This is a genomic window from Clostridium sp. CM038, from assembly GCF_055081105.1.
The window spans coordinates 3,554,840-3,568,908 of sequence record NZ_CM143651.1 but is presented as its reverse complement, the minus strand read 5'-3'; the positions used below and the strand labels follow the sequence as shown (position 1 = coordinate 3,568,908).

General features: G+C 29.7%; 11 protein-coding genes. All 11 read left to right on the top strand.

Translation table 11 applies throughout. From position 1 onward, the window contains the following. Positions 1 to 18: 18 nt before the first annotated feature. Complete coding sequence (locus ACWJKS_RS16345) at positions 19 to 1,878, top strand: hypothetical protein (RefSeq protein ID WP_462960021.1); 1,860 nt, start codon at positions 19 to 21, stop codon at positions 1,876 to 1,878. Positions 1,879 to 2,124: 246 nt separating this feature from the next. After that, a complete protein-coding gene (locus tag ACWJKS_RS16340; protein WP_462952710.1) occupies positions 2,125 to 2,817 on the top strand; it encodes a YveK family protein in 693 nt (230 codons plus the stop codon). A gap of 98 nt (positions 2,818 to 2,915) precedes the next feature. Next, positions 2,916 to 3,569, top strand: coding sequence for a CpsD/CapB family tyrosine-protein kinase (locus tag ACWJKS_RS16335; RefSeq protein WP_462960020.1), 654 nt, complete (start codon positions 2,916 to 2,918; stop codon positions 3,567 to 3,569). Positions 3,570 to 3,855: 286 nt separating this feature from the next. Beyond that, the gene (locus ACWJKS_RS16330) at positions 3,856 to 5,073 is read left to right on the top strand and encodes a DegT/DnrJ/EryC1/StrS family aminotransferase (protein WP_216303890.1); all 1,218 of its coding nucleotides are present in this window, start codon (positions 3,856 to 3,858) and stop codon (positions 5,071 to 5,073) included. Positions 5,074 to 5,125: 52 nt separating this feature from the next. Then, the gene (locus ACWJKS_RS16325; protein WP_462960019.1) at positions 5,126 to 6,523 is read left to right on the top strand and encodes a GNAT family N-acetyltransferase; all 1,398 of its coding nucleotides are present in this window, start codon (positions 5,126 to 5,128) and stop codon (positions 6,521 to 6,523) included. Positions 6,524 to 6,605: 82 nt separating this feature from the next. Beyond that, positions 6,606 to 7,823, top strand: coding sequence for a glycosyltransferase family 4 protein (locus tag ACWJKS_RS16320; protein WP_462960018.1), 1,218 nt, complete (start codon positions 6,606 to 6,608; stop codon positions 7,821 to 7,823). A gap of 80 nt (positions 7,824 to 7,903) precedes the next feature. After that, on the top strand, positions 7,904 to 8,989 hold the full coding sequence (locus tag ACWJKS_RS16315) for a glycosyltransferase family protein (protein WP_216303887.1): 1,086 nt from the start codon (positions 7,904 to 7,906) through the stop codon (positions 8,987 to 8,989). A 1-nt stretch (position 8,990) separates the two neighbouring features. Continuing rightward, positions 8,991 to 10,466, top strand: a complete 1,476-nt coding sequence (locus tag ACWJKS_RS16310; protein ID WP_462960017.1) for a hypothetical protein — start codon at positions 8,991 to 8,993, stop codon at positions 10,464 to 10,466. Then, on the top strand, positions 10,463 to 11,569 hold the full coding sequence (locus tag ACWJKS_RS16305; protein WP_462960016.1) for a glycosyltransferase family protein: 1,107 nt from the start codon (positions 10,463 to 10,465) through the stop codon (positions 11,567 to 11,569). The genes ACWJKS_RS16310 and ACWJKS_RS16305 overlap by 4 nt, the downstream gene beginning before the upstream one ends. Position 11,570: 1 nt before the next feature. Next, positions 11,571 to 12,851 (top strand): lipopolysaccharide biosynthesis protein, encoded by a 1,281-nt coding sequence (locus tag ACWJKS_RS16300; protein WP_462960015.1) that lies wholly within the window; start codon positions 11,571 to 11,573, stop codon positions 12,849 to 12,851. Then, positions 12,838 to 14,064, top strand: a complete 1,227-nt coding sequence (locus ACWJKS_RS16295; protein ID WP_462960014.1) for a nucleotide sugar dehydrogenase — start codon at positions 12,838 to 12,840, stop codon at positions 14,062 to 14,064. Before ACWJKS_RS16300 ends, ACWJKS_RS16295 begins: the two co-directional genes overlap by 14 nt. Positions 14,065 to 14,069 lie beyond the last annotated feature (5 nt).

Genomic DNA, 14,069 nt, shown 5'->3' with positions numbered 1-14,069 from the left:
TTATGCTCTGGAGCTGCTATGATTTCCTTGAAATTTAATAAAAAAATTGAAGAAACTCTCTCAATGTGGATTTTTATAATAATTATTATTTTATATTTATTTGCAATGCTAGGCTTACTAGAAATCGGTGTATACACCGTAGTTGCAATTGGATTAATTAGTATCGTTTTTTGTTGTTATAATATTTATAGAAATAGGCAAAATTTCATAGAAAATGTTTTAACACCGGGATTTGTAATATTCACGATATTCTTCGTAATTGCATGGTGGGCACAAAGAGGAAGAATGCTAACATCTTGGGATGAATTTTCACATTGGGGAACTGTAGTTAAAAACATGTATATCTTTGATGCTCTTGGTAATCATCCAGAGGCAACTACCACATTTAGGGGGTATCCTCCTGCAACCGCATTATTTGAATACTTCTGGGTAAGACTATCTGGAGAGTTTACAGAGGGTAATTTATATAGGGCTATGAACATATTATATTTTTCATTAATGATGCCTATATTTATTAATGTAAAACACAAAAACTTTAGCAAGATAGTTATTCGATTTGTTTTCATATTAATACTCCCTTTAGCATTCTTCCAGGATTTTTATACTAATATAATGGTGGATGCAATCCTCGGAGTTATGTTTGCAAATGTACTCATAACCCATTATGGGAATAAACTAAGTACTTTTAAAATTCTTAATATAAGTTTAACCTTATTTATATTAACCCTCACAAAAGCTCCGGGATTTGGACTTGCGATTATAGCTATTTTAGTAATTGCTGTAGATCTCTTGTTTGCAAAAAGAGAGGAGTTAAAGGTATACATTAATCAGGGCACGAAGATTAATACTTTAAAAAGAATAGTTCTAATTTTATGTCCTGTATTTGCTGCCATAATATCAAAAAAATCATGGGCTATGTATCTTAAAATCACAAAAACGAATGTAGCGTGGAATACAAGCGAAGTTGGTCTACAAAATCTTAAAGATTTATTTACTGGAAATGCATTGCATTACCAATTTGTAACAATAAATAATTTTTTCAAAGCAATTACAGAGGTTTTTTTAACAAACTATATACTTAAATTATCATTAATGGGTTGGGTAGTAATACTTATAGCAATTTCTACTATACTAATAACCTTTGTTTCTAATGAAGAGGAAAAAGGTCGGTATTCATTAGGAGTTATAACAGTATTCATGGGAGGTATTATATACACTGCCTCGTTACTAATTTTATATGTGTTTACATATTCAGAGTATGAAGCTACTAATTTAGCATCCTATTCAAGGTATACAAGTACCTATCTTTTAGGTGTCTTGATTTTTCTAGTTGTAATCATATGTTTAAAAGAAAAAGAATACGATTCTAAATTTAAGCGATCATGTACTATTTTCATGTTATTGTTTTTATTGTTAATTACAAATGTAACTCCAGTTATAAGTAATACTATATTGGCCCCTTACAATATAAAAAATACAATAGAAGAACGTAGACCTTACGCGCCTATAACAAAGATAAAAGGGGTATTAAACCCTAAAACTGATAAAGTGTATTTTATTTCTGTTGCAACTAATGGTTTTGATTATTGGGTTAGCAGATATAATATAACACCTATAAAAACTAATTTGGGCGTAGGCAGTTGGAGTCTTGGTAAACCATATTATAAGGGTGATATTTGGACTAAAGACATAAGTGCAAAAGAATGGGCAGAAAAACTGAAAAATGAGTATAGCTACGTGTATATATTTAAAACTAATAATGGGTTTAACAAAACCTATGGAGAAATTTTTGAAGGTGGGAGTAAATCCATTAAAAAGGATACTTTATATTATGTGAAAAAGAATAATGACAGTATTGTTCTTAAAAAAGTAAAGTAGATTAGAGCAAATATTTTATGCACAAAGAAAGTATATATTACATATGATGCATTGAAGCGAGCTTTAGAACTTCTTATTTTATTCTTAATTAAGATGCGTTAAGGAAAACATATGTTTGAGCGACAGCGAGTTTATGTTTTTCAGCAGAGTAATTAGAAATAAAATTAGTAGTCCTTAGCGAAGTGAATTCATTAATAGTAATGTATACTTTTTTATTTTTTAGTTATTTGCTGGGAGGAAAGATGAATGGATCAAGAAATGGATATTAGTCTTAAAGAAATTTTTATAATACTAAAAGAAAGGTTATGGTTAATAGTTTCTATAACTGTAGCGGCCATTATAATAGCAGGTATAATGAGCTTTTATGTTATTAAACCAACTTATGAGGCAAAAACAAGTGTAATAATAGGAAAGCCACAAAGTACTGCTAGCGGGTCTACACAATACAATGATGTAAAGATGTATCAAGATTTAGTTGAAACCTATAGTAAAATTGCTCAATCTGAATTAGTAGCACAGGGAGCTTTGGACGAACTAAAGGGTAATTTAACTCTAAACCAGATCAAAGATAGCATAACTGTTACTCCCCAAACTGGAACTCAAATTCTAATAATTAGTGCTAAGAGTAAAAGCCCTCAAGAGGCCCTTAAAGTTATAAATGCGATTTCAACTTCTTTTATAGAATCCTCAAAAAAGGTTTATCCTATAGGTGGAGAGATACAGGTAATGGATAAGGCAAATATGCCAACCAATCCTATTAGCCCTAATAAAGTAAGAAACATGGCGATCGGATTTTTAATAGGATTAATAATTTCCGTGGGACTTGTGTTCATACTCGAATACTCTGATAACACTATAAAGACCGAAAGTGATGTGGAAATATATATAGGATTACCGATTTTAGGAGTAATACCTAAAATGACAGCATATATAAAATAGGAAGGTATTAACAGCACCATAGGTGATGATATTACAGCACCACAGGTGATGATTAACGCGTTTACTCATAAAAAAAATTAGTAAAGGTAGTGAAATATATGAAAGGATTAGGCTTAATAACATTTAAAAAACCTAATATACCAATCGCAGAGGCGTATAGAACTCTTAGGACTAATATCCAATTCTCTTCTTTTGATAAAAAGATTAAAACCTTGCTGGTAACTAGTTCAGGACCAGGAGAGGGGAAAACTACTACTGCTTCAAATCTAGCAATAGTTATGGCCCAAGGTGGAAGTAAGACTTTATTAATAGATTGTGATCAAAGAAAGCCAAATGTACATATGGTTTTCGGGTGTTCTAACGCAGAGGGCTTGTCTAATATTTTGGTAGATGAAAATGAAGTAGACATAAATAAATGTATTCAGAAAACTGAAATAACAAACCTTTATATTTTAGCTTCAGGCACAAAGCTTCCAAACCCAGCGGAACTTTTAGGATCTGCAAAAATGAAAAATTTTATTGAGGAATTAAAGGAAGTATATGACTTTATAATATTAGATACTCCTCCAATAATATTAGTTACGGATGCACAGATTCTAGCTCAGTATACGGATGGCTGTCTGTTAGTTATTTCTTCAGGGGAAGCGGAACGAGATTCAGTTATTAAATCTAAAGGACTCCTTGAGAAGGTTAATGCAAAAATATTAGGAGTAGTAATTAATAAATTAGATCTAAAAAAGAGTGGCTATTAACACTTTCAATATTAATATAGCGATAATAGCAAAGGAAAGAGCAGTAGAAAGAAATCAAAAAAATAAATACCACAAAATAGATAGAATTTGCGAACTGCAGCAAATTCTATCTATTTATTTTTTTGTGATGCATTGCGGATCAAATGTAAGTTTTTGGAACACAATTAAAGAAAATTACATACAATATGAAATATACAACATAAAACAACTTATATATTGGTGCTTCAATCTGAAGCATATGTGAGTAAAATAGAGTATAAATATTTAAAATAAGAGGGGGATAAATATGAAAATACCATTTTCGCCACCAGACATTTCAGAAATTGAAATCAATGAAGTTATAGATACATTGAAATCAGGGTGGATAACAACAGGGCCAAAAACAAAATTGTTTGAAAAAAAAATGGCAGAGTATATGAACACCTCAAAAGTGGTATGCCTAAATTCAGATACAGCAAGCATGGAAATGACACTTAGAGTTTTAGGGGTAGGAAAAGGAGATGAGGTCATTACGTCTGCTTATACATATACCGCCTCAGCAAGCGTTATTGATCATGTAGGATCTAAAATTATCCTTGTGGATACTGCAAAGAACTCTTTTCAAATGGATTATGAGCAATTAGAGAAAGCAATAACAGAAAAAACAAAGGTCATCATTCCAGTAGATATTGGAGGAGTGATGTGTGATTATGATAAGATATTTGAAATAGTTAATAGAAAAAAAGAACTTTATAGACCAGCGAATGACATTCAGAAGGCATTTGGTAGAGTGGTAGTATTAGCTGATTCAGCCCATGCATTTGGTGCTTCATATAAAGGGAAACGAAGTGGAGAAGTAGCAGATTTTACATGCTTCTCATTTCATGCAGTAAAAAATTTGACCACAGGCGAGGGTGGTGCAGTTACATGGCGTGATATTCATGAGATTGATAATGAAGAAATTTATAGACAGTATATGCTCCTTTCTCTTCATGGTCAGTCGAAGGATGCACTGGCAAAAACAAAGGTCGGCTCATGGGAATATGACATTATTTATCCTGCTTACAAGTGCAATATGACTGATATAATCGCAGCTTTGGGATTAGCACAGCTTGGGAGATACAACGGTATTTTGGAAAGAAGAAAACAGATTATTGAAATGTATGATAAAGCATTAAATGAATGTAATGTTGAAACTATGAAGCATTATGGAGAAGGGTTTTCATCAAGTGGTCATTTATACTTGGTAAGGCTCATTGGTAAAGATGAAGCGTATAGAAATAGAATAATAGAAAAAATGGCACAAAAGGATATTGCAACAAATGTACACTATAAACCATTGCCGATGCATACAGCATATAAGAGGTTGGGATTCGATATAATAGATTATCCGAATGCTTTTGACATGTATAAAAATGAGATTACATTGCCATTATATCAGCGATTAACGAACGAACAGGTCGAGTATGTGGTGGAGAGCTTAAAAGAAATTATGGCGGGTGAGGTAGCAGCTAGTTTATCATAGTTTGACATCAATTATAAGACGATCTTTAATATTGTATGTGAGGGGAAAAGGAATGTATGAAAGGATTTTTAAGAGAATAATTGATTTCTTATTAGCATTAATAATATTACCTGCATTTTTGATATTTTATATAGTAATAGGTTTATTTATTAAATTAGAAGACGTAGGACCAATAATATATACTCAGAAAAGGTTAGGGAAGAATGGTAAAATATTTAATATTAAAAAGTTTAGATCTATGAAAATAAATGCGCCGGATATAAGGAATAATGACGGTTCAACATTTAATTCAGTTGATGATCCTAGACTTACGAAGATTGGTAAGGTCATAAGAAAGCTAAGCATAGATGAGATTCCGCAAATAATTAATATTTTAATGGGGGATATGAGCTTTATTGGACCAAGGCCAGATTTGGAAGATCATTTTAGTTTATACACAAAGGATGAAAAGAATAAATTAAATGTTTTACCAGGTGTTACCGGATATAACCAAGTTTATCATAGAAATTCTATTGAGTGGAAAGAAAGGATACAGAATGATTTGTATTATGTAAATAATGTATCATTTGTACTTGATTTAAAAATATTTATTAAAACAATAGTTGTTATATTATTAAAGCGGGGGATATATAATCGTGAACAGGTCAGAAAAGAAGAGATGAAAATGAACAAACTTCATTATAAATTTTTAGAATGGGATACTAATTACTTTGGGGTTAATAGTGGAAGAGTAACTTTAGATGAAACAATAGGAAGCAAAGAGTGGAACATAATAAGCAAAGTATTAAAAAAAAATGAGTTTAATGTCATAGATAATGTAAATAATGATTCGATTAACAATTTATATATATCCAAATTATCAGGTGCATTTGTAACCGATATAAATTTCCAGTTCACTAAAGAAATAAATGTAGCTATAAAACATGCTAATAAATTCGATATAGCTATTCAAAATAAGTTGCCGGTTAACAACGAAATACTAGAAATAAGTAAAAATTCCTATAAGCATTCTAGATTTTTCAATGATCCATATTTAGATAAAGCCAAAGCTAAAAATGTTTATGGGCAGTGGGTTCAATCATCTTTCTTAAATGAAAATAAATATTTTATAAATTGTTATATAGATTTAAAAGTAGCTGGATATATATTATTTTCATTAGAGCATAAAACTAATACCGCAATAATAGAATTAATTTCAGTTAAAGAAGGCATGCAAAATGGATTTATAGGTAAAGAGATGATGATATATTTAGAAAAATATATATATGATAACCATAAGGATATTAAAGATATAAGAGTTGGTACACAAAGTAACAATATAAATGCTATTAATTTTTATGTGAGAAATGGTTTTAGAGTTAAGGAGATTAGATCGGTTTATCATTATTGGCCTAATAAGGATATGGGATTTGAATTCATGGACGAAGCAGCGGCTTCTTTGAATAGATAAATTGAAAAGCAGATGATTCATAATAAAAAGGACATAACTCTAAATGCATAAGCTTGTTGTTACTAGCTAAAAGGGGGAAGCGATGAAAAAGATATTGTTTATATGTGCGGAAGGATTTGACACACCAGGTCCATCTAACCATTTAGTTAGTTCATTAATAGAAGACTTACTCGATAGTGGATTTAGTATTCATTTAATACAGAGTAGAAGAAAAAAAATCAATAGTGAAATACCCGATACATTGAAAAATAAACGTAATCTTGAGATGACTGTTATTAACAGGAAGATAATTAATAAAAATTCTTTTATTCATAGGTATTTTGAGGAGGCTTTATATGCTTTCAAATGTTTTAAAATATGGATAAAGATGAAAGATATTGATGCAGTCTTTGTTCAGTCTTGCCCCACAGTAGTGTTTTCAATTGTTCTTTTGAAATTATTTATGAGAAAACCTATATTATATAGTGTGCAAGACATGTTTCCAGGTAGTGCTGTTAGTAGTGGGGTTATAAACAATGGATTTATTAAATGGGTATTTTATAAAATTCAAAAAGTAGCATACAAAAATAGTGATATATTAACAGTTATTTCTGAAGACATGAAAATGAAAGTGGTGGAGCAGGGGGTTCCACCTAAGAAAATTTTTTCAATAGTAAACTGGTTTGATGATCGAACAGTACATGAAGTTCTATGGGAAGATAATCGTTTTGTTAAGAAATATAATCTTCAAAAGAATAAGTTTTATGTACAATATGCAGGAACAATGGGATATGTATTTGATTACAAAATGGTTTTAAATGTTGCGGAGTTACTGAAAGGTTACAAAGATATAGAGTTTCAGATGATAGGCCAAGGTAGTAAGAGGGCTGCTTTTATAGGAGAAAAAGAAAAACGTGGGTTAGATAATATAGTTTTTTATCCACTCGAACCACAGGATATGGTTTCAGATGTCTATAGCACCTGCTCGATTTGCTTAATTCCTTTGAAGAAAGGAATCATTGGAAACTCTGTGCCAAGTAAGGCTGGATTGCTTATGGCATGTAGCAGGACTATTGTGAATTCGGTGGATGATGACTCTGATTATTATAAGATGTTCAATGAAAATGAAATGGGGATCTCAGCTCCAAACGATGATCCTAAAGCAGTGGCAGATGCAATTTTTGATTTATATAAAAATAAAGAAAAGCGTGAAAGTTTGGCTGAAATTGGACATGAATTTGGGAAGAAGTATTATGGGAGAAATACGAATACCCTTAAATTTATTGAGTTATTTTCAGGAAAGATTACTGAAAAATTTTAAATACTGATATTAGAGAAATTAGGTGAAGACTTAAATCTTACAAAAATATATATATAAATATTATATGGAGGAACATATACATGAAAAAGATATGCATTTTGAGTACAGTAAATTTAAAACATATGACATTAGTTAGTTTGTATACTGAATTTTTAGATAAAAACAATATACCCTATGATTTAATCTATATTGATAAGTATAATGCTGAAGAAAATAATAACGCAACAAATGTATACAAATATGATTTAAATATAGAGCGAAAATGGTCCTTTTTTAGAAAATTAATTAGTTATTGGGGTTTTAAAAAATTTGCAAAAGAGATATTATTGGAAAACAAATATGACTTTATTATATCCTGGAATATATTTACGGCATTTATGTTTTCAAATATTTTAAAAAAGCATTTTAATAAAAAATATTGTTTAAATATTAGAGATATCTACTTTCAAGATAATCCAATAGTAAAGTTTAAACTAAAAAGTGCAGTATATTCATCAGCGTTTTCTACTTTGTCATCCGAAGGATTTAAAAGATATTTACCTGAGTTCGACTATGTAATAATACATAGCATGAATATGAAAGTCTTGGCTGATTCTACTCCTCATACAAAATTAAAAGACGCGGAAGGTCCAATCAATATTACTTATATTGGATATATGAGTTTATATGATAATTGCTATAGATTGATTGATTACCTGGGCAATGATAGTAGATTTAAACTTAATTTTTATGGAGAAGGTTCTGAACTTATTGTAAATTATGCTAAAGAAAAAAAAATAAATAATGTATTTTGTTCTGGAAGATTTGAACCTTATGAGACAGCTGGATTAATTCAAGATGCAGATATTATTTACAATTTATATGGAGTAGGAGAGGTTAATTTGGATACTGCATTATCCATTAAATTGTATTATGCAACTTATCTTAATGTTCCTATTTTAGTATTCAAAAACACATATATGGAAGAAATATCATGTAAATATGGTTTTGGGTATGCTATAGAAAAAGATGGCTTTAATAATTTAGGTGATAATTTGTATAATTGGTATCGTAAGCTAAATCAAGACGAAATTCATGAGAACTGTGAAGAGTTCAAAAAAGTTATATTAAAAGGTCATAAAAAGCTAGATTTATTAATGAATAAGCTTTTCATAGAGGAAGATTAAAATGAAAAAAATTCTAATAAATTTTACAATTATTATAAGCTCTATAAGTGGAGTTCTTATTTATATATTACCCAAAAACTCAGTTGCTGATGGATATCAATTATTGTGGATACATCCACTAACGTTCCTAATTGTATTTATTTTGATTTTTTCAAATTTAATTAGATATAAAAAATTTAAAATAACAGTTTATTTTACGATATTGTTATCATGGATAAGATGTGTATTAATACCAATTGTGAGTTCTTTATCGGGTGTATATAATGGTATTTCATATATGAAAACTTTTACTGGGTCCATTGAATTAGCTATATGGCTCGTGCCGTATGAGCTAATTATTAGTAGCTTTTTCTTATGGGTTATGGTGTTATCTAATAAAGTTCCATTAAGACCAAATGATGAACTCAAATTAAAGGGAAATAAATATATTTATCTAATATTCATATTCATAGCTTTAAGTTTGTATTTATTAATTGGTCGAAACTTGAATATAATCAAATTGTTCTTCATTTCGACTGAAAAAACGGAAGCATTTGCTGATATTACAAGCACTCCCATGCTTTTATTAAGATATATTATAAAAAGCGGTGTGATATTCTTTTTTGTTTGGAGTGTAAGTTACTGTAAAAATAGATATGAATCAAAAGGAAAAAAACGGTATGTCTATTATGCAATAATTGTTGGAATTATTAATGTGGGGATTATTATCGGAGGTAGAAGATCTGAACAATTATATACTTGTTTAGTAGTAATATTTATTTTGACTAGAGCTTTCAAAAAATATAGAAAGAGAATAATTACTTATATAGTAATAACTGCAATATCAGTTGCTTTTGTTATGACTATATATAAACAATTTTCTGCAGCTTATTATGGTTCATATACAGCTGCACTGAATGCAAATAATGTAGATTTAGAATTTATCTCTAAAAACTTGCAAGCTTATTTCTTTGGAACACAAAACCTAGCAGTCACAATTGAATTAAAAAAGGTAACGGATTTAAATATAATGAATATGTTTTATGATTTTGGGCGTTCAATATTTGGTGTTAGTTTTTTATTGAAAAACAAAATGATGATGACAACAGAGTACTTTAACACATTTATTTATGGAGTAAGTAAAGCGAATGGTCATGTTATCTCTGGCTTAGGTTATGGCTATATTTATTTTGGAGCGTTATTTTCACCAATAATTGCATGCTTAAATATATTTATTTCAATTAAATTAGAAAAATATTTTAATAAAACAAATTCATATGAAATGACTTATATCGTTGGATATATTTTAATTAGATTTGTTACTAATATTTATGCTAACACACCGCCTCTAATTAGCCTCTCTACCATTATGCTTTTTACTGCAGGTTTAATATACTTTGTAGCAAAGTTATTTAAGAATAATTCTAATCGAATAGCGTTAACAATTAGAGGCGAATGCTCAAAGTGCATAAAGACTATTGGGGGATTTAATAAATGAATATATTATTAATTTCATATGGAATAAAAGAGTATGATGGTCGACTCACAGAAATATATAATGTGGCAAAAAAAATAGGTGACGTTACATTAGTATGCTGTGGTAATAGTAAGTGTAGTAATGTTAAAGAAAACATAGTGAATATAAATAAATCAAAATATTTGAGTTTGCGCTTGTATATTTCTTTTCTATTCACTTGTTTGAAATCTGCAAAGGAAATTGAAAATATTGATATTTTATTTTCCGATAACCTTTTTGCATCTATACCTGCTTTAATAATTAGAAAACTGTTTAAACCAAAATTTATAGTGCAAGATGTTCGAGAACTCTATTTTTATAAAGATATAAAAAACATATCTGGCAGACTATTTTGTAAATTTGAGACTGTTCTAATGAAGAAATCTGATGTGGTATTATGTGCTAATGATTATCGGTCGAAAATTATGTTTGAACAATATAAATTAAAAACATTTCCACTAGTCTTTGAAAATATTAGATTTCTAACAGGACAGTATGATAAAAAAGCATTAGATGAAAAATATAGTAATTGCTTTAAATATAAAGTAAATATCGTAAGTACTGGAGGAACATCAGTTTTGAGAACTACAGATAAACTTGTTTCTGCTATGACAAAACTTCCAAACGATTATGGATTATATATTATTGGAGATGGAACTGATGAAGATAAGCGAATTATACAATACATTATTGATACAAATAATCTGACTAATGTAATGTTAATCAGTAAAGTCCCTTTACCAGAACTAAGATATATTGTTCAAAGATGCGATATTGGTATAGTCAGCTATCATAAAAACGACTTGAATAACAAGTATTGTGCTTCAGGAAAAGTATATGAATATCTAGCTGAAGGGCTGCCAATTGTAACGACTGAAAACTTACCGCTAAAGGATTTTTGTGCAAAGTACGGTATAGGAGAGTCTGATGATTGTTTTTATAAAGGGATTGTTAAAGTAAGCAATAATATGGGTGATTATAAAGAACGGGTTGAATCTTATGTTTCAAGTATCTCTGTTGACAAGCATAACTCAAAAATAGCCTGTGAAATACTGAAAATTATTAATAGTGAGGTTATTACTTAAAATGAAAAAGCTTTGGAATAGATTTAAAGCGAATAAATTTTTACTATCTTTTTCTATGTTGGCAAGTGGATCTTTAATAGCGCAAGTTATTTCTATAATTGTATCTCCAATTACAACTAGGCTGTTTACACCGCAACAGTTGGGAGCCTATACAGTGGTAGCAACTGCTGTATCATTGTTTGGGCCTGTTATCTGTTTGAAATATGATATGGCCATTGTTGTAGCAAAAACTGAAAAAGATACTTATTCTGTTATGAAACTATGTCTATTTCTTTTTATACCATTAAGCGTAATCATTGGAATTGTTTATGGAATGGTTTTTATGGGAAGTGACTATTCTGGTTTTTCATTGTGGATGTGTATTTGCGCAATAACTGTTTTGCTAGCAGCATATGGATTAAATAATATTCTACTTGCGCACAACAACAAGAATTCATTATATAAATTGATTTCATCAGTTACGGTGATTAAATCAGGAGTTAACAATACCTTGCTGGTTATAAGTGGTTTGTTTAATGTTGGAATACCGGGTTTAATCTGTTCTCAAATAGTAAGTTCATTTGTCGGTTTAGGCCGTCAGTCAAAAGATATTCGAAAGAAAATGGGCGAATTTAAAAAAATTGATTTTGAGGCAATTAAAAAATCTTTTTTAAAACATAGAAAACAACCTATCTACAATGCATCTTCTGCATTAATAACTACTTCAATATATTCTAGCATTAATCTTTTTATTAAAAGTGTTTATTCTACAGAACAGTTAGGATTATATTCATTATCATATCGTGTTTTGGGTATCCCCTTTTCTGTAATTAGTGCTAATATCGCAAGGGTATTTTTCGATAGCTCAGTTAAAGAAATAATGGAATGTGGAAATTATAAAAGAACATTCAGAAAAACAATAATAGTGTTATCAATCATTATTATTCCTATGATTATGCTGATGGCTATATTAGCGCCTTCGATATTTTCTTTGTTTTTTGGGACGGAGTGGGAAACAGCCGGGAAGTATGTGAGATTACTTGCACCAATGTTTTGTTTAAGGCTTATTGCAGAATCACTCACAACAAGTTTTATTGTATCAAATAAGCAACATATTGAGTTGATTTTACAAAGTATATTGCTTGTGGGAGAATTTGCTGTATATTTAATTTCCTATTTTAGAAACTTACCAATCGAGCAGTTTTTACTATTAATTTCATTACTATATATGATTATGCATAGTAATATGATTATTGTTATGTATAAATTGAGTAAGGAGAGTGACAATCATGTCAAAAATTAATATAATTGGATTAGGCTATATAGGATTACCAACAGCTTTAATGTTTGCTAAAAATGGGGTGAACATAATAGGGACAGATTATAATAAAGAGTTAGTAAAAACTTTAAGTGAAGGGAGACTTACTTTTGAAGAAAAGGGCTTAGGTCAGTTATTTGATGACGCATTAATAAATGGCATCAAGTTTACCACTGAATATATCAAAACAGATACTTATATAATTGCTGTTGCTACACCATACATCAAAGAAAGTAAAAAGATTGACCCTAAATATGTTATTTCAGCAGTAAATAATGTGTTAGATGTTTGTGAAAAAGGTTCGATAATAATTATTGAGTCTACGATATCGCCGAGATCAATTGATAAGTATGTTCGTCCTGAAATTGAAAAGAGAAGACTTGTAATCGGAAAAGATGTTCACTTAGTTCATGCTCCTGAAAGAATTATACCTGGAAACATGATTCATGAACTTGAATTTAATTCAAGAACAATTGGTGCTGATACTAAGGAAATCGGTGAAAAAATAAAATTATTATATTCTAGTTTTTGTAAATCCGAAATAATAGTTACAGACATCAGAACGGCTGAGATGTCCAAGGTTGTTGAAAATACGTATCGTGATATAAATATTGCCTTCGCAAATGAACTTACTAAAATTTGCAGAGTAGACAATATGGATGTTTATGAAATCATTAAAACTGCCAACATGCACCCAAGGGTAAACATTTTACAACCAGGACCGGGTGTAGGTGGTCACTGCATATCAGTTGACCCATGGTTCTTAGTGGGTGACTATCCTGATTTAACAAACTTAATTCTATCTGCAAGAAAGATTAATGATTCTATGCCAACTCATGTGTTAGGTAGAATTAGAGACATAATGAGAGAATATGGTATTAAGGATATTTCAAAAGTTGGTCTATATGGATTGACATATAAAGAAAATGTTGATGATACAAGAGAGAGTCCAACATTACAACTTTTAGAAAAAATGGATGAGCATTTAGCATTCGGTATAAAAGTATTTGATCCATTTGTTAAAACTCGAATTGTTGATCATCAGTTTATGGACTTTGAAGATTTTATTAATGAAATAGAAATATTAGTTATTATGGTAGCTCATAATCATATTGTGGATAATATGAAATTAATCAAGAATAAGTTAGTTCTTGATACTAAAAATATTTGTGTTTTTGATAATGCTTATAAATTATAGAAAGA